Genomic DNA, 26,291 nt, shown 5'->3' on the forward strand with positions numbered 1-26,291 from the left:
CTGTCTACGATCTCCGCAAGACCTGCGTTGCCTTGTCGCGGCTACCACACGGTGGCAACGCAACGGGCGGATGCCAAACGGAGGGGCGCACCCTGTACGCGAAGGCTTTTGCTCCGATCAGCCCCAGAGCGATCGCGCACAGGGTGCGCTCCTACCCGGCCCGGGCTGCGGGGGATCGTAAACAGGCTCTGGGCGTACGGCGGCGGCGCATGCAACGCGCCGTCGCCATCCGTATCAGAACGTCCACCTGTAGTTGAGCATCGCCATCGTCGCCTGCTGGCCCTGGCCGAAGTACTGCTCGCAGTCGAGCGCGAGGCTGCTGTGCGGGTTCATGCTCCAGTTGAGCGTGGCGCCGGCCAGGCCGCCGTAGCGCGCCAGGCCGATGCCGCCCAGTGGCGCCCACTGGTTCACGCCGGTGAAGCTGGCATCGAACACCTCGCCGCGCAGCCCGAAGGACTGCTGCCACGCCAGTTGCCCCTGCAGGCTGAGGTTGCCGGCGCGCCCGAGCTGCCAGTTGCGGCTGGCGCGCAGGCCCACACCCGCCTGCCAGCGCGCGGTGGTGAGCGCATCGGCTTTCAGGCCGAAGCCGTCGCCGCCCGTTTCGTCGAAGCCGTTGCGCTGGATCTGCGCGTATTCCAGGCTCGCGTAGGGCGTGACTCGGGTATCGCCCAGCATCATGCGATAGCCGCTCTCGCCGTAGGCCACGCCATAACGGCCGCTGTCGTCGCTGCCCACGCCGGTGAACTGGCCACCCAGTTGCACCTGGCGCTGCATGGTTTCCTGGTAGTCGCCGAAGCCGAAGCGACCCATCGCATACCAGTTGCCGCGCATCGTGCCGCCGTAGAGCATGCCCTCCACGGCACGGCTGTAACCCTGGTCCGCGCTTTCGGTCAGTCGGCCCAGGCCCCGGGTGCCGCTCAGCGCAAAACCGGCCACGCCGCTGCCGTCCACGCGGAAGTCCTGCCCCACCATCCAGCCGTTGAGGTCGTAGGCCACGTTGCTGTATCCGCTGCGCGACATGGTGCCCTGGTAGCCCAGGCTCTGTACCCATGCCCCGATCGGCTGCTGCGGCGCGGACAGCAGCTGGTCGAAGTGGCTGGTCAGGGCGCGCGTGCCGGCGTCGATCGCCTCGAAGGTCATCGCCGCGCTGGCCGCGTGCAACTGGCCGGAGAGGCTTTCCAGCGATTGCTGCAGGTTGGCCAGCGTCGCCGTCTGCTGCAGGGTGGCCGCGCCGGCGACGAAACTGCTGGCCACCGGCGAGCCGCTCGCCGCGGCGCCGGCCAATTGCGCGTCGATCTGCCCGAAGGCCGCGTCCACACGCTGTGCCGCAGCATAGGAGGCGACGCTGTAGCTGGTGCCCTGCACCGCACTCACACTCACCTTGCTCACATTGAGCCAGGCGCTGTTGGCGTCGTAACCGAACGTGGCGGTGACCAGCACGTTCGAGGTCTGCTGCACTGGAGAGGCAAACGTGCCGGTGAGTCCCTGCTGGGCAGTAAGCACGGTGGTGTGCGAGTTCATCGTGTAGCCCGCGTTGGTACCGGTCACCAGCACGTTGCCGGCGATCGAGGCCGTGCCGGCCACATTCAACGTTGAACCCAGCGATACCGCCAGCGTGCCGCCGGCTGCCTGCACGTAGTTGCCGCCCACGGCGAGATTGCTGCCTGCAGGGACCGCCAACGTACCGCCGCTGGCCACCGTGACCGCGCCAGCCAGGGACTTGGCGCTCAAGGTGCCCCCTTGCACCTGGGTGAGGCCAGTGTAAGTCGATGGCTGGGTAAGGTTGAGCGTGCCCGTGCCCTGTTTGATCAGGCCGCCCGCGCCGGAGATCGGGTTGTTCCAGTTCGAGCTGCCGCTGAAACTGACGGTGACGTCGCCCCAGTTGAACTGCATCGGTCCGTTCACCGCGCGGCCCACGTCCAGCTCGCCGTAGCCATAGGTGGGGTTGGGTTGCGAGCCGCCGAGCGGGTCGGCAGTGCCAAGCAGGGTCTGCCGCACCAGGTCGTTGCTGAAGTACGGATAGGCCTGCCATACCAGCGCCGCCGCGCCGGATACCTGCGGCGCAGCGAACGAGGTGCCCTCGACGATGTAATAGGAAGGGTTGGTGGTGCTGGCGGTGGTGTTCTTGTCCAGCACGATCACGTCGCCCGGCGCGGCCAGGCAATAGTTCATCGCCGCACCGCACTTGTTCGAATAGCCTTCCAGCTGGGTGGGGTTGTTGCTGTTGACCGCCACCGCCACCAGCCAGCCCTTGGCGAGGTCGGGCGCCACATTGGGCAGGGTCGCGATGGTGCTGGGGTTGGCCCCGGAATCGTTGCCGGCAGCGAATACCACCAGGCCGCCCTGCTGGTTCACGAACGGGCTGTAGGCCTGGTCGAAGGCCTGGTTGATGGTGGTGTTGGTGGTATCCCAGGTGATGCCGCCCCAGGAATTGTTCATCACCTTGACACCGGCGTTGATCAGGTCCGTATTGACCTGGCCGAAGAACTGCGCATCGGTGGTGGTGACCTGCGAGGGCGCCGTGGAGCCGTTGTCATCCGGGGCGTTGTCCGAAATGATCCGCGCCGAGACCAGGTCGGCACCCGGCGCGATGCCACCGGCAAATTTTCCGAACGGCGTGCCGGCGGCAATCTCCGAAACCCAGGTGCCGTGGCCGACCACGTCCTGGATGCTGGTGTTGTTCTGGGTCGGGTCGACGTAGATCAGCTCCTTCTGCACCCGCCCGGCCACGGTCGGGTTGCTCGACATGATGCCGCTGTCCACCACCCCGATGGTCACGCCCGCGCCGGTGTAACCCTGGTCGTGGGCGAGGTAGGTATTGGTGATCGACAGTTGAGCATCCGATGGCGGTGTCGGCGGTGCGGTCGAGGACGACGCCGGTGCCGTGGGCGTCGGCTTGACGTTGCCGCCTCCGCCGCCCCCGCAGGCAGTCAGACTCAGGGCCAGGCCGACGGCACCCGCCAGCCGGCAACAACGCAGGCCGCGCGCGGCCGATTCCCCATGCGGTTTCATGACCTCTCCCCTGCTCCCTGGATACGCCTGCCACCTCGAGATACCGTCGCCCTGGCAACGCCCGCCGACGCGGTTCCGGTGGAAGCGCAGTGTGGCACAGCGCCGACCGCGCCAGAGGCGATTGCAAGGCCCTGCGCGCCCATCCAGCCGGTTTGCCGCACTGCGCCATCGGCTGCGATAATCCACGGGTTGCTTCCCCGGCGCCACGCGCCATTCGTGTTCTGCGGAGATCCCCATGTCGGACGTCAGCGTTGTCATCGCCGGTGCCAAGCGCACTGCCATCGGCTCCTTCCTCGGCCAGTTCACCGGCGTACCCACGCCGAAGCTGGGTGCCACGGCGATCCGCGCCGCGCTGGAGCAATCCGGCGTGGGCGCCGCCGACGTCGGCGAGGTGATCATGGGCTGCGTGCTGCCGGCCAACCTCGGCCAGGCACCGGCCCGCCAGGCTTCGCTGGAAGCCGGCCTGCCGCCGGCCGCCGGCTGCACTACCATCAACAAGGTGTGCGGCTCGGGCATGAAGGCGATCATGCTCGGCCATGACCTGATCAAGGCCGGCTCGGCGGCGGTCGTGGTGGCCGGCGGCATGGAGTCGATGACCAACGCGCCGCACATGGTGCAGGCCCGCACCGGCATCCGCTACGGCGACGGCAAGCTGGTCGACCACATGGCCTGGGACGGCCTCACCAACCCCTATGACGGCAAGGCCATGGGCGTGTTCGGCGAGCTGTGCGCCGACAAGTACCACTTCAGCCGCGAGGACCAGGACGCGTTCGCGACGGAATCGGTGAAGCGCGCCCTGGCGGCGCAACAGTCCGGTGCCTTCGCCGGCGAGATCGTTCCGGTCACCGTGGCCGGCCGCAAGGGCGACGTGGTGGTGGACACCGACGAGCAGCCCGGCCGTTCCGACATCGGCAAGATCCCCACGCTGAAGCCTGCCTTCCGCAAGGAGAACGGCACCATCACCGCCGCCAGCTCGTCCAGCATCTCCGACGGTGCCGCGGCCGTGGTGCTGCTGTCGGCCGACGATGCCAAGGCGCGCGGCCTCAAGCCACTGGCCCGCATCGTGGCGCACGCCACCCACTCGCAGGAGCCGGAATGGTTCACCACCGCCCCGGTGGGTGCGATCCAGAAAGTGCTGGAGAAAGCCGGCTGGAAAGTCAGCGACGTCGACCTGTTCGAGGTCAACGAGGCGTTTGCGGTGGTGGCCATGGCACCCATCAAGGAACTCGGGATTCCGCACGCCAAGCTCAACGTCAACGGCGGCGCCTGCGCCCTGGGCCACCCGATCGGGGCCAGCGGTGCCCGCCTGGTGGTGACCCTGCTCAATGCCCTTAAGACCCGCGGCCTCAAGCGCGGCATCGCCAGCCTGTGCATCGGCGGCGGCGAAGCCACGGCGATCGCGGTGGAGTGCCTGGATTGAATCACGTGGCCATAACGGCCGCGTCTTGATACTGACCCGCTGAAAATGCGTTGAACCGGCTTTCAACAGAGCCTGAAGCGGTACACCGAAAGATATGGCGCACGACACTGGAAAGCGGTATTAATACACGGCCAAACGGCATTCCACGGCAAAGGAGATCCACCATGAAGTTTACGCGTACCCTACTCGCCTCCGCGCTCGTCGCGCTGCTGGCGGCTTGCAGCAACGGCGCGCAGGATTCCGCGCAGAACGCCCAGCAGTCTGCTGACCAGGCGCAGCAGTCCGCTGACCAGGCCCAGAAGGCTGCCGCTGCTCCGGCCGCCACCACCGCCGCTCCTGCGGCTGCTCCGGCTTCCACCGCTGCTGCTCCTGCTGCTCCCGCCGCCGCCCCGGCTTCCACCGCCGCCGCTCCGGCTGCTGCCAGCACCGCGAAGGGCGCGATGAAGGGTCACTGATCCACGCCTTAGTGGTTCGAAAACGGCCGCGAGTAGCGGCCGTTTTTTTGTGTGTGTTTTTCGCCATCGCGACGCAACCGGTATCATCCACGGTTTCATCTCGACGGCAGCCGCACATGAGTGTCATCGTCTCGCAGATCGATCCGCGTTCCCCCGAGTTCCAGGCCAGCAGCGTGCGGCTGCGTGCCGTGACCGAAGATCTGCAGCGCGAACTGGCACATAGCGCCGAAGGTGGTGGCGCCAAGGCCCGCGAGAAGCACGTCGCCCGTGGCAAGCTGCTGCCGCGTGAGCGCATCCGCGCCCTGCTCGACCCCGGCTCGCCGTTCCTGGAGCTGTCGCCGCTGGCCGCGCACGGCATGTACGACGATGCGGCGCCGGCTGCCGGCATCATCACCGGCATCGGCCGGGTACGCGGCACCGAGGTGGTGGTGGTCGCCAACGACGCCACGGTAAAGGGCGGCACCTATTTCCCGATGACGGTGAAGAAACACCTGCGCGCGCAGGAAGTGGCACTGGAAAACCGCCTGCCCTGCGTCTACCTGGTCGATTCCGGCGGCGCCTTCCTGCCACTGCAGGACGAGGTATTCCCGGACAAGGAACACTTCGGCCGCATCTTCTACAACCAGGCACGCATGTCCGGCCTGGGCATTCCGCAGATCGCCGTGGTGATGGGCAGTTGCACTGCCGGCGGCGCCTACGTGCCGGCGATGAGCGACGAGACCATCATCGTGCGCGAACAAGGCACGATCTTCCTCGGCGGCCCGCCGCTGGTGAAGGCCGCCACCGGCGAAGTGGTCGACGCCGAGACGCTGGGCGGCGCGGATGTCCATACCTCCATTTCGGGCGTGGCCGACCACTACGCCGAGAACGACGCGCATGCATTGAGCATCGCGCGCGACATCGTGGCCAGCCTCAACCGCAGGAAGGACATGCCGCTGGCGCTGCGCGAACCGCTGGAGCCGAAGTATCCGGCCGAGGAACTGTATGGAGTGATCCCCGAGGACACCCGCCGCCCGTTCGACATCCGCGAAGTGATCGCGCGCATCGTCGACGGCTCGGAGTTCCACGAGTTCAAGGCGCGCTACGGCAAGACCCTGGTCACGGGCTTCGCGCATATCCACGGCTACCCCGTGGGCATCGTCGCCAACAACGGCATCCTGTTCGCCGAGAGCGCGCTCAAGGGCGCGCACTTCATCGAGCTGTGCAACCAGCGCAACGTGCCGCTGGTGTTCCTGCAGAACATCACCGGCTTCATGGTAGGCAAGAAGTACGAACAGGCCGGCATCGCCAAGGACGGCGCCAAGATGGTCACCGCGGTAGCCTGCTCGCACGTGCCCAAGTTCACCGTGGTGATCGGCGGCAGCTTCGGCGCCGGCAACTACGCGATGTGCGGCCGCGCCTACGGCGCAAGGTTCCTGTGGATGTGGCCGAACGCGCGCATCAGCGTGATGGGCGGCGAACAGGCCGCATCGGTGCTCGCCACGGTGAAGCGCGACGGCATCGAAGCCAGCGGCAAGTCGTGGAGCACCGAAGAAGAAGAAACCTTCAAGGCACCGATCCGCGAGCAGTACGAGCGCCAGGGCCATCCCTACTATGCCAGTGCCCGCCTGTGGGACGACGGCATCATCGATCCGGCCGACACGCGTCGCGTGCTGGGACTGGCAATCTCCGCGTCGATGAATGCGCCGATCGAGCCGCAGCGCTATGGCGTGTTCCGGATGTAGGACGGGGTACGGCTAGCGCGAACGCGGCCGGAAATGCAGCGGCATCGGCTCCACCGCCATGCGCGCGTGACCGGAGGCGCCCGGGCCACGCGAGGCGGCGGGAGCGGGCGCGGCGGCGGCCGGCTTCTTCGAACCGCAGGCACCGCAGGTGGCGCAGCCGTCGGCACAGTTGCCGGTAGCCTGCTTCGGCTGCAGGCGGCGGCTGAGCACCTGGGCGAGGTGCGAATCGCGTCGACGCGCGAGGCGGATCGAAGCTGCTGCCAGCCAACGGTTGGTGAGCTGCGGCGCCAGCTTGCGGAATACCACCAGCACGCTGGCCGCCACGACCAGGCCGAGCACGATGTACTGGATCAGCAGGCCGGTGCTCATGCCAATGCGCTCGCGATCTGGTAGGTAAGGAACGAGGCCACATAGGCCATCACGAACATGTAGCCGAACGAGATCGCCACGTTGCGCCACGAAGCGGTCTCGCGCTTGATGATCGCCAGCGTGGACATGCACTGCGGCGCGTAGGCGAACCACACCAGCAGCGACAGCGCGCTGGCCAGCGAGATATGTGAAGCCAGCGCCGGACCGAGGCCGGCGGCGGTTTCGCCGCCTACCGCATACACCGTGGCCAGTGCGGCCACCGCGGTCTCGCGCGCGGCGAAGGCCGGGATCAGCGCCAGGCTCATCTGCCAGTTGAAGCCGATCGGCGCGAAGATGTGCGCGAAGACGCGGCCGAGATGACCGGCGAAGCTGTAGTCGATCGCCGGCCCGCTGGCGCCCGCCGGCGGTGCGGGAAAGCTGGACAAGGCCCACATCAGCACGGTCAGGGCCAGGATCACGCCGGTCAGCCGCTTCAGGAAGATCATGCTGCGCTCGTACAGGCCGATTGCCACGTCGCGCACCTTGGGCAGGCGATACGAAGGCAGCTCCATCAGCAGCGCATGCTCGCTGCGGTCGCGGCGGATGCGCTTCATCACCCAACCCACCAGCATCGCACCGGCGATGCCGGCCGCATACAGCGCGAACAGCACCAGGCCCTGCAGGTTGAACATGCCGAGCACGGTTCGCGAGGGGATGAAGGCGGCGATCAGCAGTGCATACACCGGCAGCCGCGCCGAGCAGGTCATCAGCGGCGCCACCAGGATCGTGGCGAGGCGGTCGCGCGGATCGGTGATCGAGCGCGTGCCCATGATGCCGGGAATCGCGCAGGCGAAGCTGGAGAGCAACGGGATGAACGAGCGTCCGGTCAAGCCCACAGCCACCATCATGCGGTCGAGCAGGAAGGCCGCGCGCGGCAGGTAACCCGACTCCTCCAGCGTGAGGATGAAGAAGAACAGCACCAGGATTTCGGGCAGGAAGCCCAGCACCGTGCCCAGGCCGCCGCAGAGGCCGTCGGTCACCAGGCCCTGCAGCGGACCCGCCGGCAACCATGTCGCCAGATGCCCGCCCAGCCAGCCGAAACCGTCGCCGATCAGGTCGCTCATCGGCTTGCCGGCGGCATAGACCGCCTGGAACACCAGGAACATCACCACCGCGAGGATGGCGAGGCCGAACACCGGATGCAGCGCCCAGCGGTCCAGTGCGTCGTCCAGTTCCGCGGTCTGGCGCGGCATGCTCACGGTGGCGGCAAGCAGTTCGCGTACCTCGGCATGCAGGTTCGCGCGACTGGCCGGGTCGTCGGCCTGCGCCGGGATGGGCAGCGGCAGCTCGCCGTCCACGCGCTCGACCAGCGCCTGCGCGCCGCCGCGCCGCACCGCGACGGTTTCCACCACCGGCAGGCCCAACCGGCGCGACAGCTCCGGCACGTCGATCACGATGCCGCGCCGGCGTGCCGCATCCATCATGTTCAGCGCCAGCACCACGGGGCGGCCCAGCCGCCGTACCTCCAGCAGGAAGCGCAGGTGCAGGCGCAGGTTGGTGGCGTCGGCCACGCAGACGATCAGGTCGGGCGGCGCCTCGCCGGGGTAGTTGCCCTCCAGCACGTCGCGGGTGATCTGCTCGTCGGGGCTGACCGTGTCGAAGCTGTAGGCACCGGGCAGGTCGAGGATCTGCAGCATGCGCCCGGACGGCGCCAGGAAACGCCCCTCCTTGCGCTCGATGGTGACGCCGGCGTAGTTCGCCACCTTCTGCCGACCGCCGGTAAGCAGGTTGAACAGCGCGGTCTTGCCGCAGTTCGGATTGCCGACCAGGGCGATGCGCAGCGCGTCGGCGCTCATGCCGCCACCGCGGAGCGCACGCTGACCCGGTCCGCCTCGGCGCGGCGCAGGGCAAAGCGGGTGAAGCCGATCTGGATCAGCAGCGGATCGCCGCCCATCGGCGCCACCGCCGCCACCCGCACCGCCTCGCCGTCGACGAAACCGAGGTCGCGCAGGCGTTGCGCGATCGGGTCGTCCGCGTGGGCATCGTCCACGCGATCCACCACGGCGGAAATACCCTTCGGCAAATCGGACAGGCGCACGGCAGATCCGGCTACAAATAAGAATGGTTCGCATTGTAACCACATTTCGCGTTTGCTGCAGCGCCACCCGGGGAGCGTTGCGCGACGATTTAAGATGATGGCCTTTACCCTGCGGGATACGTCGATGACCTCTGCCGTACTGACCACCGACCATGCCGGCGTGCGCACGCTCGCCATGCATCGCCCCGAGGTGCACAACGCCTTCGACGACGCGCTGGTCGCCGAACTCGCCGCCGCCGTCGAGGCGGCCGGCCGCGATCCGGCCGTGCGCGCCGTCGTGCTTACCGGCAGCGGCGCCAGCTTCTCCGCCGGTGCGGACCTGAACTGGATGCGCGGCATGGCCAAGGCCGGCGAGCAGGAGAACCGCGACGACTCGCTGCGCCTGGCGCGGCTGATGCGCAGCCTGCAGTTCTGCCCCAAACCCACCCTCGCCCGCGTCAATGGCGCGGCCTATGGTGGCGGCGTGGGCCTGGTCGCCTGCTGCGACATCGCGATCGGTGCGGACGGCACGAAGTTCGGCCTCACCGAAGTGAAGCTGGGCCTGGTGCCCGCGGTGATCTCGCCCTATGTGGTCGCCGCGATCGGCCTGCGCCAGGCGCGCAGGCTGTTCCTCACCGGCGAGGTGTTCGACGCTGCCGAGGCGCAGCGCATCGGCCTGCTGCACCAGGTGGTCGCACCCGAGGCACTGGATGACGCCGTCGACTTTGCGCTCAGGCTGCTCGCCAAGGCCGGGCCCGAGGCGCAGCGCGAGGCCAAGCAGCTGGCCTTCCGCATGGGCGGCCTCGATGAAACCGCCGCCGCGCGCATCGACCACGACAACGCCGCGCTGATCGCCCGCCTGCGCGTGTCGCCGGAGGGTCAGGAAGGGCTCTCCGCCTTCCTCGACAAGCGCGCACCGGCATGGATCGCCGCACGCTGATCACGCTCCCTGCGCGACTCGTCGCGCCCCGGCAGGCGACTGCCATGCTGCGCCGCGCCTCAGTTCGCGACGCGTGATCTGCTAGTTTTATGGGCTTGGCAAACCCCGGCCGATCGCAAGGATCCCGCATGTTCGAACGCGTACTGATCGCCAACCGCGGCGAGATCGCCTGCCGCGTGATCCGCACCTGCCGCCGGCTCGGCATCCGCAGCATCGCGGTGTACTCGGAAGCGGACCGCGACGCCCGGCACGTGCGCCTCGCCGACGAGGCCTGGCCGATCGGCGGACCGCGCCCGGCCGATTCCTATCTGCGCATCGACGCCATCCTCGATGCCGCGAAAAAGAGCGGCGCGCAGGCGATCCATCCCGGCTACGGTTTCCTCTCCGAAAACACCGCCTTCTCGCGCGCCTGCCAGGAAGCCGGCATCGTGTTCATCGGCCCCGATCCCGAAAGCATCGAGGCGATGGGCTCCAAGGCCGCCGCCAAGCAGCTGATGGCCAGACACGACGTGCCGCTGGTGCCCGGCTACGACGGCGACAACCAGGACAATGCCTTCCTTGCCGAACAGGCGCACAAGATCGGCTACCCGCTGATCATCAAGCCCTCGGCGGGCGGCGGCGGCAAGGGCATGCAGATCGTGCGCAGCGACGCGGAGTTCCCCGAGGCGCTGGCTACCGCGCAACGCGTGGCGCAGGCCGCGTTCGGCGATGCCTCGATGCTGCTGGAACGCTATATCGAGCAGCCACGCCACATCGAATTCCAGGTGTTCGGCGACCGCCACGGCCACGTGATCCACCTCGGTGAGCGCGAATGCTCGGCGCAGCGCCGCTACCAGAAGGTGCTGGAAGAAACGCCCTCGCCCTTCCTCACGAACGAAACGCGAGCAGCGATGGGCGCCGCCGCGGTGGCCGCCGCGCGCGCGGTGAATTACGTGGGCGCAGGCACGGTGGAGTTCATCGTGGGCCCCGCGGGCGATTTCCACTTCATGGAAATGAACACCCGCCTGCAGGTGGAGCACCCCGTCACCGAACTCACCCATGGCGTGGATCTGGTGGAATGGCAGTTGCACGTCGCCGACGGCAAAGCGCTGCCGCTTGCGCAGGAACAGGTGACCTCGCACGGCCACGCCATCGAGGTGCGCCTGTACGCGGAGGATCCCGAACAGAACTTCCTGCCCGGCTCCGGCAAGCTGCAGACGCTGCGCCTGCCAGCGACTTCGCGCCACGTACGCCTCGACGGCGGCGTGGTGCAGGGCGACACAGTGACGATTTTCTACGACCCGATGATCGCCAAGCTGATCGTGTGGGACGAGGATCGCCCGCAAGCCCTCGAGCGCCTGCGCGAGGCACTGGCCGAATGCGAGATCGAGGGTCCGAAGTCCAACATCGCCTTCCTCGAACGGTTGGCGCGGCATCCGACCGTCGTCGAGGCGCGCATCGACACCGGCTACCTGGACCGCCATCTCGACGAATTCGTCACCGGGCACAGCGAACCTGACGCACGCACGCTGTTCGCCGCCGCCACCGCGGCGCTGCTGCACGACGAGACGCACGTGACGGCAAATCCCGCCGATCCGCACTCGCCCTGGGCTCGCGCCGATGCCTGGCGCGTGGGACATGCCGGCAAACGCGTCGTCGCGTTCACGCGCGGGGAGGCCCGTTTCGAGATCGAAGCCCACGGCCATGCCGGCGACTACCGGCTGCACCACGGCGACAGCGTTTGCGAAGTGCACGGCGCACGCCTGGGTGACGCTGCGCTCAGTGCCCGCTTCGACGACGAAGCCGAACGCTTCGACCTGCGCACCAACGCGCATCGCGTGCTGCTGCACGACGCCACCGGCCGCCGCTGGCGCCTCGACCGCGCCGCCGCCTACGCCTGGGCATCGAAGGATGCCGCCGGCGGCAACCAAATCATCGCGCCCATGCCAGGTCGCATCGTGCTGGTGAAGGCCAGGTCCGGCGACAGCGTCGAGGAAGGCCAGGAACTGCTGGTGATGGAAGCCATGAAGATGGAACTGGCCTTGAAGGCCCCGCGCGCCGGCACCATCGAGAGCGTGTCGGCCGCGCAAGGCGACTTCGTCGAGGCCGACGCCATCCTGGTGCGCTTCGCCAGCTGATCCAGCGAGGAGGTTGTCGTGGCCGAACTGTTCTACAGCGATCCCTACCTGCGCGAGTGCGAGACGCAGGTATTGCGCCACGACGAAGCCGGCCTGGTGCTGGCCGACACCGTCTGCTACCCGGTCGGCGGCGGCCAGCCGGGCGACACCGGCACGCTGCGCCTGGCCGATGGCCGCGCCTGGCCCGTCCTCGACACCCGCCGCGACCGCGAGACGCGCGAGATCCTGCACCAGCTTCCCGCCGACGCGCCGATGCTGGCTCCGGGCACGACCGTCACCCTGATGCTGGACTGGGCACGCCGCCATCGACACATGCGCATGCATACCGGCCTGCACCTGCTCGGCTCGCTGATCAAGGCCGGCGTCACCGGCGGCAACCTCACCGACCATGGCGGCCGGCTGGACTTCGACCTCAGCGGCCTGGAGATCACGCTCGATGCCGACGAACTCACCGCAGGCCTGCAGCGCCTGGTGGCCGCCGACGCGCCACTGCACATCAGCCACATCAGCGGCGCCGAACTGGCCGCGCAGCCGGAACTGATCCGCACCATGTCGGTCACCCCGCCGCTGCACCTGCCGCAGATCCGGCTGGTGGAGATAGCGGGTGTCGACCTGCAGCCTTGCGGGGGCACCCACGTGGCACGCACCGGCGAGATCGGCGCGCTGCGCGTGAGCAAGATCGAGAACAAGGGCAGCCACAACAAGCGCGTGGCCGTGACTTTCGCGGATTGAGCCGAACCATGAACACTGACAAGCACGTGCGCATCGTCGAAGTCGGCGCCCGCGATGGTCTGCAGAACGAGAAGACCCTGCTGCCGGCCGAGGTGAAGATCGCGCTGATCGACCGGCTCTCCTCCACCGGCCTCGAGACCATCGAGGCCACCAGCTTCGTCAGCCCGAAATGGGTGCCGCAGCTCGCCGACGCGGCCGCGGTGTTCACCGGCATCCGCAAGGTGCCGGGCGTGAGCTATCCGGTGCTGGTGCCGAACCTGCAGGGTTACGAACGTGCCCGCGAAGTGGGCGCCAGCGCGGTCGCCGTGTTCACCGCCGCCAGCGAGGCATTCAACCGCAAGAACATCAACGCCTCCATCGACGAATCCATCGAACGCTTCGTGCCGGTGCTGGAGCAGGCGAAGGCCGACGGCGTGGCGGTGCGCGGCTACGTCTCCACCGTGCTCGGCTGCCCCTACCAGGGCGAGGTGCCGGTGCGCGACGTGGTGCGCGTTGCCCGGCGTCTGCACGAACTGGGCTGCCACGAGATCTCGCTGGGCGACACCATCGGCGTGGGGACGCCGGGCAAGGCGCGCGCGATGCTGCACGCGGTGGCACAGGAGGTGCCGATGGCCGCGCTGGCCGTGCATTTCCACGACACCTACGGCCAGGCACTGGCGAACATCCTCGCCTGCCTCGAGGAAGGCGTGCGCGTGGTGGACAGCGCGGTCTCCGGCACCGGCGGCTGCCCGTACGCCAAGGGCGCCACCGGCAACGTGGCCAGCGAGGACGTGGCCTACATGCTGCATGGCATGGGCATGCAGACCGGTGTCGACCTAGACCTTCTGGTCGCCACCGGCGCTTGGCTGTCCGCGCAATTGCACAAGGACACCGCCAGCCGCGTCACCCGGGCGCGCACGGCCGCCGGCTGACCTTCCCGCAATCTCTGGCGCGCTCGCTATCATCGGCGTCTTGATTGGCCAGGGGACGAACGATGCGCACAAGCCCGATGATCCGGTGGACGGCAGCCCTCCTGCTGCTCCTACTGTGCTCCGTGGCCGCTGCTGCGACCACACCCAAGGGCGACTGGCTGCTGCTACCCGACAGGGTATGGACCGCCGATGGCGACGCCGCGCACGCCGGCTGGGCCGTGCTGGTGCACGACGGTGTGATCGCCGCGGTCGGCCCGCGCGCCAGCATCCAGGCACCCGCCGATGCACAGCGCGTCGAATTGCCGGGTGCCACCCTCACACCCGGCCTGGTCGACCTGCATTCGCACCTGTTCCTGCATCCGTACAACGAGACATCCTGGAACGACCAGGTGCTCACCGAGCCGCTGGCCTACCGCACGCTGGAAGCCACCGCGCACGCCAAGGCCACGCTGCTGGCCGGCTTCACCGCACTGCGCGACCTGGGTACCGAAGGCGCCGGCTTCGCCGACGTGTCGATCAAGCGCGCCATCGAGGAAGGACTGATTCCCGGACCGCGCATGTTCGTCGCCACCCGCGCCATCGTCGCCACCGCCAGCTACGGGCCGGGACCGCGCGGCTTCCGGCCTGACCTGGACCTGCCGCAGGGCGCGCAGCCGGTGACTGGTGTGGATGCCGCCGTGGCGGCCGTGCGCGAGCAGGCGGCGCGCGGGGCGGACTGGATCAAGCTGTACGCCGACTACCGTGTGGGCGACCACGGCGAGACCATGCCCACCCTGTCCCCGGCCGAGATCAAGGCCATCGTGGCGGCGGCCCACCAGATCGGCCGCCCGGTCGCCGCGCATGCGGCCAGCGCGGACGGCGTGCGCAACGCGGTGGAGGGCGGCGTGGATACCGTCGAGCATGGCTACGGCGCCAGCGAAGCCACCTTCCGCCTGATGAAACAGAAGGGCGTGGCCTACGAGCCCACGCTCACCGCGGTGGAAGCCGTATCGGAATACTTCCAGCACTATGTGCCCGGGCAGTCGGCGCCCACGCCGGCCATGCAGGAATCCGCGCGTGCCTTCCGCACCGCGCTCAAGGTGGGCGTGACCATCGGCAACGGCAGCGACGTGGGCGTGTACGCGCACGGCGAGAACTGGCGCGAGCCGGCTGCAATGGTGGCCGACGGCATGACACCCGTGCAGGCGCTGCATGCCGCCACCGACGTGGCCGCGCGCATCCTGCGCCAGCAGGCCGTATTCGGCCGCGTCGCGTCCGGCCTGCGCGCCGACCTCGTCGCTTTCACGGGCGATCCGAGCACGCACATCGGCGATCTCGCACACCCGGTGTTCGTGATGAAAGACGGCGTGGTGTACCGCACGCCCGCAGGTACGCCATGACCGATGCCTTCCTGATCCGTCCCATCGAACCGCGCGACGACGCGGCGGTCGCCGCGATCATCCGCGCGGTGATGCCCGAGTTCGGCGCCGACGGCCCCGGCTTCGCGATCCACGATGCCGAGGTGGATGCGATGTGCGCGGCCTACGCGCAGCCGCGCTGCAGCTACTTCGTGGTCGAACGCGATGGCGTGGTGGTCGGCGGCGGCGGCGTGGCGCCGCTGGCGGACAGCGAACCGGACGTGTGCGAGTTGCGCAAGATGTACTTCCTGCCGCAAGCACGTGGCATCGGCGCCGGTACGGCAATGATGCAGCGCTGCCTCGATGCAGCACGCGCACACGGCTTCCGTCGCTGCTATCTGGAAACACTCACCGGTATGGATGCAGCGCAGGCGCTGTACCGGCGCAACGGCTTCGCGCCGATCTGCGCCCCGATGGGCGGCACCGGCCACCACGGCTGCGACCGCTGGTTCATCCGTGAACTGTGAGGCGATGCCATGAGCAAGCATGACCCGCGCGTCGACGCCTACATCGCCCGGTCCGCCGAATTCGCCCAGCCGATCCTCGAACAGCTGCGTGCCATCGTGCATGTCACCTGCCCTGGCGTAGAGGAAGGCATCAAGTGGGGCATGCCGTTCTTCAGCTACAAGGACGCACCGATGTGCCACATGGCCGCGTTCAAGCAGCACTGCAGCTTCGGTTTCTGGCTGTCGAAGGAAGTCACCGGCGGCAACGATGGAGACGGCATGGGCCAGTTCGGCAAGCTCGCCGCGCTGAAGGACCTGCCCCCGAAGCAGGAACTGGCCGCCCTGCTCCGCAAGGCGATGGCCCTGAACGAGGCCGGCGTGAAGCACCTGCGCCCCAGAGCAGGCAGCAAGCCGCCGCCGGTGCCGCCCGAGGATCTCGCCGCGCTGCTCGCGAAACGGCAGCACGCTGCCGCGCGCAGGACCTGGGCAGGCTTCCCGCCCGGCGCACGGCGCGAGTACACCGACTGGATTGGCGAAGCCAAGACCGACGCCACCCGCCAGAAGCGCATCGCCACCACGCTGGAATGGCTGGCCGAGGGCAAGCGGCGCAACTGGAAATACCAGAAGTGAAGGCCGACATCCGATGATCCGCATCGCCCAGCCGCGTGACGCCGAGGCGATCCACGCGATCTACGCGCCGCACGTCAGCGACGGCGTTGCCACCTTCGAGAACATCCTTCCCGGCGTGGCAGCGATGCGCGAGCGCCTGCTGGCACGCCTGCCGCACTACCCGTGGCTGGTGTGGGAGGAAAGTGGCGAGGTGCTGGCCTACGCCTACGCCGGCCGCTTCCGCGAGCGCGCCGCCTACGACTGGATCGCCGAGACCTCGATCTACGTGCATCCCGACGCACGGCGCCGCGGGATTGCGCGCCGGCTCTACGCCATCCTGCTCGACGCGATGCGCCTGCAAGGCCTTACCCAGGCCGTGGGCGTGATCACCTTGCCCGGCACGGCCAGCGTGGCGATGCACGAAGCCATGGGCTTCGTCCCGGCCGGCGTGTGGCGCCGGGCAGGATGGAAGCTGGGGCAATGGTGGGACGTGGGCGTATGGCAGAAGGAACTGCAGCCCGGCGCGACGCCACCGTCCGCGCCCATCCCCTTCGCCGCCTTGGTCGTGCTACCCGCATGGACGGCCATGCTCGCGCAGGCTGTCGATCCGGCCTGAACGCCTCGCCGGTCTTCCGGCGCAGTGGCGCGGAAGACCGGCGGGCACAAACGCCAACTCAGTGGCTGGCCGCGATGATGCTGGCGATCACGCCGGTGGTGACCGCCACCAGCAGGAAGTCGCCGTTGTCGCTGCGCACCCAGTGGTAGCCGCGTGGCGGCTGGCGCAGGTGCGCCTGGCGCCAGTTGCTCACCACATAGTGGCCGCCGCGATAGTTGGCCGGCAGGTGGCCGCCCTTCTTGTACCAGCCTTCATGACGCCCCTGGTCGGCCATGCCGTGATACCTGTTCGCCTGCTGATGGCCATACCCCTGGTACGGGGCCGGCACATACGGCTGAGCAAAGGCTATGCCGGCCGAGGCCAGCAGGACACTGCTGAGTGCGAATATGCCCAATGTCTTCTTCATGGAAACCTCCTGGATGATGAATCGAACGGCGCATTGCGTGCACCGCGTGCCGCGCCCGGCAGCCGGCCAGAGGACATGGCCCTGGCAGCGACGCTCACACGATCCGTCCGGCTTCCCCAACCAGGCATGAATTCCGGACGCCGATTCGCGTCGTCACCTCACCATCACGTCCGGCAGGCCCTGCGTTAACATTGCCGACTGCCCTCTCGAGGAAATACCCATGCAGCTCGATCAAGTCAAGGCGATCGTCACCGGCGGCGCCTCCGGTCTCGGCCACGCGGTGGCACAGTACCTCGTCGCCCATGGCGGCCAGGTGACGCTGTTCGACGTCAACGAGGAAAAGGGGCAGGCCGCCGCACAGGCGCTGGGCGCCGCCGCGCGCTTCCACAAGACGGACGTCACCAGCGAGGACGGCGTGACCGCCAACGTGGCCGCCGCGCGTGAGGCCATGGGTGGCCTGAACGTGGTGATGAACTGCGCCGGCATCCTCGGCGCCGGCCGCGTGCTGGGCAAGGAAGGCCCGATGGCGCTCTCTACTTTCGCCACCACGGTGATGGTGAACCTGGTCGGCAGCTTCAATGTGGCCAAAGCCGGCGCTGCGCTGATGCAGTCCAACGAGGCGGGCGAGGACGGTGAACGCGGCGTGATCGTCAACACCGCATCCGTCGCCGCCTACGAAGGCCAGATCGGCCAGGCCGCGTACTCCGCCTCCAAGGGCGGCGTGGTCGGCATGACCCTGCCGATGGCGCGCGAACTCTCGCGCTTCGGCATCCGCGTGGCGACCATCGCCCCGGGCATCTTCTGGACCCCGATGGTGGACGGCATGCCCGAGGCCGTGCAGCAATCGCTCTCCGCCTCGATCCCCTTCCCATCGCGGCTCGGCAAGCCGGAAGAGTTCGCCCAGACCGTGGCCTTCATCCTCGGCAACCGCTACATCAACGGCGAGACGATCCGTCTCGACGGCGCTGTGCGGCTGCAACCGAAATAAACCTCTTTGCCGTCATTCCGGCGAAAGCCGGAATCCAGTGAAATATGTCGTGCGCAGCACTCGAAACTGATCCCGCGTGCTTCGCGCCAGTATTCGACTGGATTCCGGCCTTCGCCGGAATGACGAACCTTCCATCATCCAACACCCGGTTCCAACCCATGAAAGCTTCCGACGTCAAGAAAGGCAACGTGGTCGAGCACGAAGGTACCGTGTACCAGGTACGCGACATCGAGCGCAGCTCGCCCACCGCGCGCGGCGGCAACGTCACCTTCCGTTTCACCCTGTACTCCATCCCCGGCGGTCGCAAGTACGACCTCAGCCTGCGCGCCGACGACGACCTGAAAGAGATGGACCTGGTGCGCCGCGCCGCGAACTTCTCCTACAAGGACGGCGAGGCCTTCGTGTTCATGGACGCGGAGGACTACACCCAGTACCTGCTCGGCCCCGAGCTGGTGGGCGACAACGCCGGCTACATCGTCGAGGACGTGGAGGGTTTCTACGTGCAGCTGATCGACGACGCACCGGTGGGCCTGCAGGTGCCCACCAGCGTGGTGCTCACCGTGGTGGACACCGCACCCGAATTGAAGGGTGCAAGCGCCACCAAGCGCACCAAGCCCGCCAAGCTCAACACCGGGGTGGAAATCCAGGTACCCGAATACATCACCAACGACGAGAAGGTGTGGGTCAACACCCTGACCGGGGAGTTCGCCGGCAGGGCCTGAGCAGGGATGCTCTGATCAATCCGGGAGAGACGCGGGCGGTTTTTGCCATACTCGCCACTCCCCACTCATCCAGTTCGGCCCATGCCCGCCAGCGGTTATTCCCTGCGAGCCCAGCTCGTCGAAAGCCTGACGCTCATCAAGCGGCCCGACGTACCGCTGTGGGTGGTGCTGCGCAATACCCTCGCGGTGGTCCTGCCGCTGGGAGTGGGGCTGGCCACGGGGTATCCGGAAGTCGGCCTGGGCGTGGGCGCCGGTGCGCTGGACACGATGTTCTCCGACCAGCCCGGACCCTATCGCCAGCGCATGCGCCGGCTGCTGCTGGCAGCCCTGGTGGCAGGGCTGGCAGCGCTGCTGGGCTTCACCATCGGCGGCCAGTTGCTGCCGATGCTGCTGGTCACCGCCGCGTTCGGTTTCTGTGGCGGCATGCTGGTGGTGTTCGGTACGGACGCGGCACGCGTGGGCATGACCAGCATGATCCTGCTGGTGATCGCAGCCGCCACGCCGATATCGTCCAGCAACGCCCTGCTCGCTTCCGGCCTGATTGCTTGCGGCGGCCTGCTGCTCACCCTGTTCGCGGTAGCTGCCTGGCCGCTGCAACGCTATCGCCCGGAGCGCCATGCGCTGGCCGGCGTGTACACGGGCCTCGCCACGCTGGCGCGCCAACCGGGCGACGACGAAAACACGAACCCCGCGCTTACCGACGCCATGACTTCGTTGCAGCACACCCTGCTCGGCCGCTATCGCGCGCATGGCCGCGCGATGGAAGCGTTCACCGTGCTGCTGGAACTGGCCGAACGCATCCGGCTGGAACTGACGGCGATTTCCGCGCTGCATGCCGATCCCGCCGCGCATGCGCGCTACCGCGAAAATGCCGCGCGCGTGCTGGAGGCCATCGCACGCGCACTGGAAACCGCCGAACCGCCGCAGCAAGCGGAGCGCGCACTGCGAACCTTGCGCAACGATGCGCGCACCGCGCCCGATGGCCTGGCTCCGTATCTGCGCGCACTGGATGGCCAGCTGGCCGCCGCGGTGCGCAACACGAACTGGGCAGGCAGCCGCGGTGAGCTGCGCGCAGCGGCGGCGGAAACGCAACTGCCGCGCACGCTGCAAAGCAGCTCGGCGTGGGCCATGCTGCGTGCCAATCTCACGCCGCGTTCGGTGGCCTTTCGCCACGCGATACGCACGGCGGTCTGCCTGAGCACGGCGCTGCTGGCATCCCGCCTGCTCAAGCTGCCGCATGGCTACTGGCTGCCGATGACCACGGCTATCGTGCTGCGAGCCGACTTCGCCGCCACCTTCAACTTCGGCCTGCTGCGCGTGGTGGGCACCGTGCTGGGCCTAGTGCTGACTACTGCGCTGCTGCACCTCACGCCGGATTCGCCATGGGCGCATCTCGCGCTGATGGCGTTACTGTGCATGGCGTTCCGCTGGCTGGCCAACGCGCACTACGGCATCGCGGTGGCCGCGCTCACCGGCACCGTGGTGATCCTGCTCGCGTTCGAAGGTGTCAATTCCGGCGTGGCGGTGGCCGATCGCGTGGTCAACACTGCGCTGGGATGCGGCATGGCGATGCTGACCTATCTGGTCTGGCCGACCTGGGAGCGTGGCCGTGCCCGCGACGCGCTCGCCGAAATGCTGGACGCCTATGCCGGCTACCTGCGCGCGCTGGCCGCTCCGGAGCAGCGCGAGGCGCAACGCGAGACGCGCAGCCTGGCGCGCACCGCGCGCAGCAATGCGCTTGCCTCGCTCGAACGCATGCGGGCGGAACCGGGAACTCCGCAGTCACTGCTGGAACTGGCGCGCGCGCTGTTCGCCAACGGCAATCGCCTGGCACGCACCGCGATGGCGCTGGAAGCGCTGGGCGACGAACCGGCGCCGCGGCCTGCTGCCGTGAACAGCTTCGTCGCCACTTGCGCGGATACCGTGCAGGCCATCGCCAACGCCCTCCGCGAGCGGCGCACACCCGACGCCCTGCCCGACCTGCGCGCCCTGCAACAGTCGCTGCTCGTCCCGTTGCAGCAAGACGGCGGCCTCGCCGAAGCCGAGTCGTTGGCCCGCATCAGTGACCGCCTGACGGACAACATCGACACGCTGGCCCACCTGCTGCGACGCGCGCATTCCACAACCGGAAACGCCTGATCCGGGAACCTGTTCAGGCTCCCGGATCAGCTGGCCAGCTCGCGCTGCAGCCAAGCCCGCGCCAGCCGCCATTCGCGCTGCACGGTGCTGGTGGAGATCTCCAGCGCCATCGCGATCTGCTCCGCACTCATGCCCATGAAGAAGCGCATCGCCACGATGTCCGCCTGGCGACGATCCAGCGTGGCCAGCAAGTCCAGGCACTCGACCAGGGCGCTGTAGTCGACCCCGTCGGACAACTCCATGGAGATTTCGGTGATCTGCAGGCGATCGGTTTCGCGCGGCCGCTTGGCGGCATTGCGGCGCCGCGCCGAATCCACCAGCACCTCGCGCATCGCACGCGCCGCCACGCCCAGCAGGTGGCGGCGATTCACCCAGTCCGGCGGCTGCGTGCCGCCGAAGACCTTCAGGTAGGCCTCGTTGACCAGGGCCGTGGCACTCAGCGTGCGCTCCATCTGCTCGTTGCCGAGCTGGGCGCGGGCGATGCCGTGCAGCGCGTCGTACATCTGGCGCAGGGCCTCGTTCAGGGCCTCCGGATCGCCAGCCTGGGCGTCGTGCAGCAACCGGGTCACCTCAACCGTGTCGTTCAATGCTTCGCTCCTGTTCCACCACTTGCCTTCTCGGCGACCACGAGCACCGGATCGTGACACGGCACCGATGACGAATCGACTGCCGAATCGGCCGGCACGAGCGAACGGCCCGGCAGCGGCTGCATGACCTCCTGGCGATGACACCTCCCACCCCGTAGTGACGTCCCGGATGTCGACTCGGCCACGGCAGCCACCTGGGCCGTGCCGCTGGTCGCCTGGCGCAGCTTGGCATCGAGCAGCGTCGCATCGAGTGCACGGGGGTCGGTGGGTGCGGCCTTGCTCACGCGATTGAAGTCGGTCAGCTGGACCAGCCATTGCGCCGCCTGCCCGGGATGGCGATCCAGCAACGCCACCTCACCCAGTCCGGCCAGCATGCGGCCCCACTCATCGGGCATCTCTTGCGGCCCCTGTGCACCCATCTGCACCTGCGCCGCGCTGAAACTGCGCATGGCTGATGCCGCCTCGCCGCGGGCCAGCGCCGCCTCGCCCAGCACGACCAGGGCGCTCGCGCGGTTGTCCCGCGCCCATGCCAGGCCGGTACGCGCCCGCGCGTCCAGCTGTGGCAGCTGCGGCTGCAGCAAGGCGACGGCATCGGCGCCGCGGCCCATCTCCATGTACACCTTCGCCAGCTCGGTCAGCGTGTACAGCTGGAAGTCGGGCGACTCGTGCGCGAAGGAACGCGTCAGCTTCGCAGAGCGCTCCAGCGCGTCGCGCGCGTCCGGGAGGCTGCCGAGCCGGGTCAGCGCCACGCCGAAATAGGTGAGCAGACCGGACATGCCGGGGCCGACCGAACCCACCTGCCGGTCGTAGTCGGCGATGGCGCGACGGAACAGCTGCACCGAGCCAGCGGGGTCCTGCCGCATCGATACCAGCGCCAACACGAAGCGGTAGTAGACCAGCGTGGGATCATCCTTCACGTACAGGTGCTGCGCCTCGGCCAGCGCATTCCGTGCGCTGGCGATCGCGCCGGCGTCGTCGCTCAGCGAGCCCTGCGCCATCGCCAGCACGGCCTCGGCCTGCAGGTGCAGCTCGCGGTCCGGCGAGGAGCGCGCATCGAGCACGGCGAGCACCTGCCGCGCCCCGCGCGCGATCGACTCGGCCGTCCCGGCCGAGCCGCCCAATTCGTTGTACAGCAGGTTGATGCGCACCCGCAGGATCTCGTCGGCGTGGTCGCCGTGCGCCTGCGCCAGCAGCGTCATGGCCTCGCGATCGAGCGGAATCGCCGCGGACAAATTGATCACTGTCGAATAGGCGCGTCCCAGCGCCGCCAGCACCCGGCCGCGCTCCAGCACGCCGGCATCGTAGGAAGCCTGCAGCCTGCGCGCCTCCTGCAGCAGCGGAATCGCCTGGCCGCCCAATCCCAGCTGGTTGTAGGCGCGCCCCATCGACAGCAGCAGACTGACTCGCACCGGCGCCGCGACGTTGTGCCGGGACATCAGCGTCGCCGCGCCGCGGTCGAGCACGTCGCGCACCGTGACCTGGCTGCCGTGTGCATGGGTGGGATCGGCGTTCTCGAACAGGTTCTGCAGGAAGCCGGCGATCGCCGCGGTCTTGTCGCGCTCCAGTTCCAGCCGATGCAGCTGCTGCATCCGCTGCATCGCGAACGACCCCAGCAGCGCCAGCACCAGCACTGCCGCGCTGGCCCCTACCGCGTGGCGGCGCAGGAACAGTCGTGTGCGATACCAGGCCGCCCCGTGCCGGGCACGCACCGGCCGCGCGGCCAGGTAGCGCTGCAGGTCGGCAGCCAGCGCATCCACGCCGGCATAGCGCTCGCACGGATCGCGACGCAATGCCTTCATCACGATGGCATCGATGTCGGCCGGCACCTCGCGCCGCAGCGACGTCGCGCCCGACTTGCGCAGACGCCTGCTCGGCGGCAGCAGCTTGCCGGTATCGATGGCCTGCGACAGGCTCACCGGCGAAACCTCGTCACCGTCGCCGAACGGGCGCGCGCCGCAAACCAGCTGGTACAGCACCACGCCCAGCGACCACACGTCGGCGCCGGTACCCAGCGGCCGGCCACGCAACTGCTCGGGGCTGGCATAGGCCAGGGTGAGGCTGCGCATGTCCGTCTGCGTCTGCGTGGCGGCCACGCCGCCTACATGGTCAAGCAGCCGGGCGATGCCGAAGTCCAGCAGCTTCGGCTCGCCCTCGTCGGTCACCAGGATGTTGCCCGGCTTGAGGTCGCGATGGATCACCAGATGCTGGTGCGCGTAATGCACCGCCGCGCACACCTTGAGGAACAGCACCACCCGCTCGCGCAATGGCAACCCCTGGCGTTCACACCAGCGGTCGATGCGCTCGCCCTGCACATATTCCAGTGCCAGGAACGAATGGCCGTCGCTGGTGGTACCACCATCGATCAGGTGCGCGATGTTGGGGTGGTTCAGCGTGGCGAGGATGCGACGCTCTTCCGCGAAACGCCGCAACGGTTCGCGGCCGGAAATGCCTCCCGTGTGCAGGAACTTGATCGCCACCCGCTGGCGCAATTCATCCGGCGTCCCCTCGCCCAGCGCCCGTTCCGCCAGATAGACCACCCCGCCCCCGCCCTCGCCCAGCCGATGCAGGATGCGGTAGCCGCTGCTGCCGGCCGCGCTGATCGTGGTGCCGACGACTTTTGGCACCACCGCCAGCCGTGGCAAGCTCGTGCTGCCTACGGTCGCCTCGGCAGCCTCCAGCATCCAGCGCACTTCATTGCACAGGGTCTCGTCGTCGCCGCAGTTCGCGGCGACGTAGTGCTCGCGCTCCGTCTCGGCCAGATCCAGCGCCGCCAATGCGATCGGCTTCGCACGGAGGTAACGTAACCGACGCTCCTCGTTCACGGCATTCCCCCTGTGCGCGTCGCTCCCTGACACGCTCTCAGGCTGGCGAGTATAGGCTTCCGCCATCCCCTGCACACGTGCCGCCCCGGGCAGGTCCGGCCCCGTCCCGCCGGGTCGGCAGCATGCCTGCCCGGTGTTGTGCGCTCGCCGCACGACGCATATGCCGCAAGGTCCTAAACTGCGCGGATGCTCAAGATCGACACCCACGCACACATCCTCCCGCGCGACTGGCCCAACCTCGCCGCCAAGCATGGCGACGAGCGCTTCCCGGTGATGACCCACACCGACGGCCGCCACCGCATCTACAAGGACGGCAAGTTCTTTCGCGAGGTGTGGGACTCCGCCTTCGATCCACAGACCCGCATCGACGACTACGCCCGCTTCGGCGTCGATGTGCAGGTGATCTCCACCGTGCCGGTGCTGTTCTCGTACTGGGCGCCGGGGCACCAGGCGCTGGAGCTGCACCGGCATTTGAACGAGCACATGGCCGGCATCTGCCGCGACTTCCCGCGCCATTACGCCGGCATCGGCACAGTGCCGCTGCAGGCGCCGAGTCTCGCCGTGCGCGAACTGGAGCGTTGCATCGACGAGCTGGGCCTGCAGGGTGTGCAGATCGGCTCGCACTGCAACGACTGGAACCTCGATGCGCCGGAGCTGTTCCCGTTCTTCGAGGCCGCCGCCGACCTCGGCGCCGCCGTGCTGGTGCACCCCTGGGACATGATGGGCACGGCCAGCATGCCCAAGTACTGGCTGCCCTGGCTGGTGGGCATGCCGGCCGAGCAGGCGCGCGCGGCCTGCTGCCTCGCCTTCGGCGGCGTGCTGGAGCGGTTGCCGAAGCTGCGCGTGATGCTGGCCCATGGCGGCGGCAGCTTCCCTTGGACGATCGGCCGCATCGAGCACGGCTTCAAGATGCGCCCCGACCTGGTGGCCACCGACAACCCGCGCAACCCGCGCGAATACCTGAAGCGCTTCTATTTCGATTCCTGCGTGCACGACGACCAGGCGCTGCGCTGGTTGCTGGATGTGACCGGCGTCGAGCAGGTGATGCTGGGTACCGACTATCCTTTCCCGCTGGGGGAACAAGAACCCGGCAGCGGCATCGAGGCCCTGGGGCTGGACGATGCCGACCGTGTGCGCCTGTTCCATGGCACCGCGCTGGAATGGCTGGGTCTGCCCAGGCACCGCTTCGCATCCGACACCACCGTCTGAGGACTTTGCATGGCCCTTCTGCGCTCCACCGTCATCGCCGTCGCGCTCGCCGTCGGCCTGCTGGCAACCGCCCCGGCCCCGGCCGCCGATATCAGCATGGCCAACGGCAGCGTGAACTTCAGCACGCCGGACGGCTGGCTGGACATCATGCAAACCGACGGCGACCCGGAAGTGCGCGTGTTCCAGGTGCCCGATCCCTCGCCCACCGGCCACACCACGCTGGCCCGCATCACGGTGACGGTGAAGCAGGAGCCCGACGTCAACGACTTCCACGACTACATGGATCAGGCCACCGCCAAGGCGATGGCGCTGCCCGGCTACCAGGCCGTGGCCAAGGCCCCCGCATCCGGCAGCTTCAGCTACACCGCGCGCGAGGCTGGCGTGGCCTCCAGCTACCGCGAGCGCTACTGGTACCGGGATGGCCTCGCGATCCAGCTGCGCTGCGTGCGCCCCAGTCAGAGCCAGGCTGGTGCCGGCTGGATCGCCGCCTTCGACCGTGGCTGCGATGCGATCGCCGCGCGACTGCAATAAGAGCCCGTAGGAGCGCACCCTGTGCGCGATGGCTCTGGCGCTTGATCGAAGCCAAAAGCATTCGCGCACAGAGTGCGCTCCTA

Annotated in this window: 23 protein-coding genes; 16 read left to right on the plus strand and 7 right to left on the minus strand. The window is 68.4% G+C overall.

What is annotated here, in order from left to right:
* Positions 1 to 234: 234 nt before the first annotated feature.
* Positions 235 to 3,012, minus strand: a complete 2,778-nt coding sequence (locus ABQJ54_RS04160) for a S8 family serine peptidase (protein WP_367853001.1) — start codon at positions 3,010 to 3,012, stop codon at positions 235 to 237.
* 235 nt (positions 3,013 to 3,247) lie between these two features.
* On the opposite strand from ABQJ54_RS04160, the gene ABQJ54_RS04165 reads away from it, so the two are divergent.
* The 3 genes from ABQJ54_RS04165 to ABQJ54_RS04175 all read left to right on the plus strand — a co-directional run bounded on the left by ABQJ54_RS04165 (position 3,248) and on the right by ABQJ54_RS04175 (position 6,611).
* Entirely contained in the window at positions 3,248 to 4,432 is a 1,185-nt protein-coding gene (locus ABQJ54_RS04165; RefSeq protein ID WP_367853002.1) for a thiolase family protein, read from the plus strand.
* 164 nt (positions 4,433 to 4,596) lie between these two features.
* A complete protein-coding gene (locus ABQJ54_RS04170; RefSeq protein ID WP_367853003.1) occupies positions 4,597 to 4,887 on the plus strand; it encodes a hypothetical protein in 291 nt (96 codons plus the stop codon).
* Between the two features lie 116 nt (positions 4,888 to 5,003).
* Positions 5,004 to 6,611 carry a carboxyl transferase domain-containing protein gene (locus ABQJ54_RS04175; protein ID WP_367853004.1) on the plus strand — a complete coding sequence of 536 codons (1,608 nt, stop codon included), beginning with the start codon at positions 5,004 to 5,006 and terminating at the stop codon, positions 6,609 to 6,611.
* Positions 6,612 to 6,623: 12 nt separating this feature from the next.
* On the opposite strand, the gene ABQJ54_RS04180 is transcribed toward ABQJ54_RS04175, so the two are convergent.
* Genes ABQJ54_RS04180 through ABQJ54_RS04190 form a run of 3 tightly spaced genes read right to left on the minus strand, consistent with a single transcriptional unit; the run spans position 6,624 to position 9,057 of the window.
* Positions 6,624 to 6,980, minus strand: a complete 357-nt coding sequence (locus tag ABQJ54_RS04180; RefSeq protein ID WP_367853005.1) for a DUF6587 family protein — start codon at positions 6,978 to 6,980, stop codon at positions 6,624 to 6,626.
* Positions 6,977 to 8,815, minus strand: a complete 1,839-nt coding sequence (gene feoB, locus ABQJ54_RS04185) for a ferrous iron transporter B (RefSeq protein WP_367853006.1) — start codon at positions 8,813 to 8,815, stop codon at positions 6,977 to 6,979. The genes ABQJ54_RS04180 and feoB overlap by 4 nt, the downstream gene beginning before the upstream one ends.
* Positions 8,812 to 9,057, minus strand: coding sequence for a FeoA family protein (locus ABQJ54_RS04190; RefSeq protein WP_367853007.1), 246 nt, complete (start codon positions 9,055 to 9,057; stop codon positions 8,812 to 8,814). The genes feoB and ABQJ54_RS04190 overlap by 4 nt, the downstream gene beginning before the upstream one ends.
* A gap of 124 nt (positions 9,058 to 9,181) precedes the next feature.
* On the opposite strand from ABQJ54_RS04190, the gene ABQJ54_RS04195 reads away from it, so the two are divergent.
* The 8 genes from ABQJ54_RS04195 (at position 9,182) to ABQJ54_RS04230 (ending at position 16,804) form a co-directional block, all read left to right on the plus strand.
* A complete protein-coding gene (locus ABQJ54_RS04195) occupies positions 9,182 to 9,976 on the plus strand; it encodes an enoyl-CoA hydratase-related protein (protein WP_367853008.1) in 795 nt (264 codons plus the stop codon).
* A 128-nt stretch (positions 9,977 to 10,104) separates the two neighbouring features.
* On the plus strand, positions 10,105 to 12,093 hold the full coding sequence (locus ABQJ54_RS04200) for an acetyl/propionyl/methylcrotonyl-CoA carboxylase subunit alpha (protein ID WP_367853009.1): 1,989 nt from the start codon (positions 10,105 to 10,107) through the stop codon (positions 12,091 to 12,093).
* A gap of 18 nt (positions 12,094 to 12,111) precedes the next feature.
* Positions 12,112 to 12,825, plus strand: coding sequence for an alanyl-tRNA editing protein (locus ABQJ54_RS04205; RefSeq protein WP_367853010.1), 714 nt, complete (start codon positions 12,112 to 12,114; stop codon positions 12,823 to 12,825).
* 8 nt (positions 12,826 to 12,833) lie between these two features.
* Entirely contained in the window at positions 12,834 to 13,736 is a 903-nt protein-coding gene (locus ABQJ54_RS04210; RefSeq protein ID WP_367853011.1) for a hydroxymethylglutaryl-CoA lyase, read from the plus strand.
* Between the two features lie 62 nt (positions 13,737 to 13,798).
* Positions 13,799 to 15,115: a metal-dependent hydrolase family protein gene (locus ABQJ54_RS04215; protein WP_367853012.1), complete on the plus strand. Its 1,317-nt coding sequence runs from the start codon at positions 13,799 to 13,801 to the stop codon at positions 15,113 to 15,115.
* Positions 15,112 to 15,600, plus strand: a complete 489-nt coding sequence (locus ABQJ54_RS04220; protein ID WP_367853013.1) for a GNAT family N-acetyltransferase — start codon at positions 15,112 to 15,114, stop codon at positions 15,598 to 15,600. The genes ABQJ54_RS04215 and ABQJ54_RS04220 overlap by 4 nt, the downstream gene beginning before the upstream one ends.
* Before the next feature lie 9 nt (positions 15,601 to 15,609).
* Complete coding sequence (locus ABQJ54_RS04225) at positions 15,610 to 16,209, plus strand: YdeI/OmpD-associated family protein (RefSeq protein ID WP_367853014.1); 600 nt, start codon at positions 15,610 to 15,612, stop codon at positions 16,207 to 16,209.
* Between the two features lie 13 nt (positions 16,210 to 16,222).
* Positions 16,223 to 16,804 (plus strand): GNAT family N-acetyltransferase, encoded by a 582-nt coding sequence (locus ABQJ54_RS04230; RefSeq protein WP_367853015.1) that lies wholly within the window; start codon positions 16,223 to 16,225, stop codon positions 16,802 to 16,804.
* A gap of 58 nt (positions 16,805 to 16,862) precedes the next feature.
* Here ABQJ54_RS04230 and ABQJ54_RS04235 read toward each other — a convergent pair whose 3' ends face one another.
* Complete coding sequence (locus tag ABQJ54_RS04235) at positions 16,863 to 17,210, minus strand: RcnB family protein (protein WP_367853016.1); 348 nt, start codon at positions 17,208 to 17,210, stop codon at positions 16,863 to 16,865.
* A 220-nt stretch (positions 17,211 to 17,430) separates the two neighbouring features.
* On the opposite strand from ABQJ54_RS04235, the gene ABQJ54_RS04240 reads away from it, so the two are divergent.
* From ABQJ54_RS04240 to ABQJ54_RS04250, 3 genes are all read left to right on the plus strand, one after another.
* Entirely contained in the window at positions 17,431 to 18,198 is a 768-nt protein-coding gene (locus tag ABQJ54_RS04240; RefSeq protein ID WP_367853017.1) for an SDR family NAD(P)-dependent oxidoreductase, read from the plus strand.
* A gap of 158 nt (positions 18,199 to 18,356) precedes the next feature.
* Positions 18,357 to 18,920 carry an elongation factor P-like protein EfpL gene (gene efpL, locus ABQJ54_RS04245; RefSeq protein ID WP_367853018.1) on the plus strand — a complete coding sequence of 188 codons (564 nt, stop codon included), beginning with the start codon at positions 18,357 to 18,359 and terminating at the stop codon, positions 18,918 to 18,920.
* A gap of 81 nt (positions 18,921 to 19,001) precedes the next feature.
* Positions 19,002 to 21,059 carry an FUSC family protein gene (locus tag ABQJ54_RS04250; RefSeq protein ID WP_367853019.1) on the plus strand — a complete coding sequence of 686 codons (2,058 nt, stop codon included), beginning with the start codon at positions 19,002 to 19,004 and terminating at the stop codon, positions 21,057 to 21,059.
* A 26-nt stretch (positions 21,060 to 21,085) separates the two neighbouring features.
* Here ABQJ54_RS04250 and ABQJ54_RS04255 read toward each other — a convergent pair whose 3' ends face one another.
* Positions 21,086 to 21,646: an ECF-type sigma factor gene (locus ABQJ54_RS04255; RefSeq protein WP_367853020.1), complete on the minus strand. Its 561-nt coding sequence runs from the start codon at positions 21,644 to 21,646 to the stop codon at positions 21,086 to 21,088.
* Entirely contained in the window at positions 21,643 to 24,468 is a 2,826-nt protein-coding gene (locus tag ABQJ54_RS04260; RefSeq protein WP_367853021.1) for a serine/threonine-protein kinase, read from the minus strand. Before ABQJ54_RS04260 ends, ABQJ54_RS04255 begins: the two co-directional genes overlap by 4 nt.
* Before the next feature lie 186 nt (positions 24,469 to 24,654).
* Here ABQJ54_RS04260 and ABQJ54_RS04265 point away from each other — a divergent pair, with 186 nt between their 5' ends.
* Both ABQJ54_RS04265 and ABQJ54_RS04270 read left to right on the plus strand, forming a co-directional pair.
* Positions 24,655 to 25,677 (plus strand): amidohydrolase family protein, encoded by a 1,023-nt coding sequence (locus ABQJ54_RS04265; protein WP_367853022.1) that lies wholly within the window; start codon positions 24,655 to 24,657, stop codon positions 25,675 to 25,677.
* 9 nt (positions 25,678 to 25,686) lie between these two features.
* Complete coding sequence (locus ABQJ54_RS04270) at positions 25,687 to 26,208, plus strand: hypothetical protein (RefSeq protein WP_367853023.1); 522 nt, start codon at positions 25,687 to 25,689, stop codon at positions 26,206 to 26,208.
* Positions 26,209 to 26,291: the final 83 nt, after the last annotated feature.

The organism is Rhodanobacter lycopersici, assembly GCF_040812335.1.
Lineage (GTDB): Bacteria > Pseudomonadota > Gammaproteobacteria > Xanthomonadales > Rhodanobacteraceae > Rhodanobacter_A > Rhodanobacter_A lycopersici.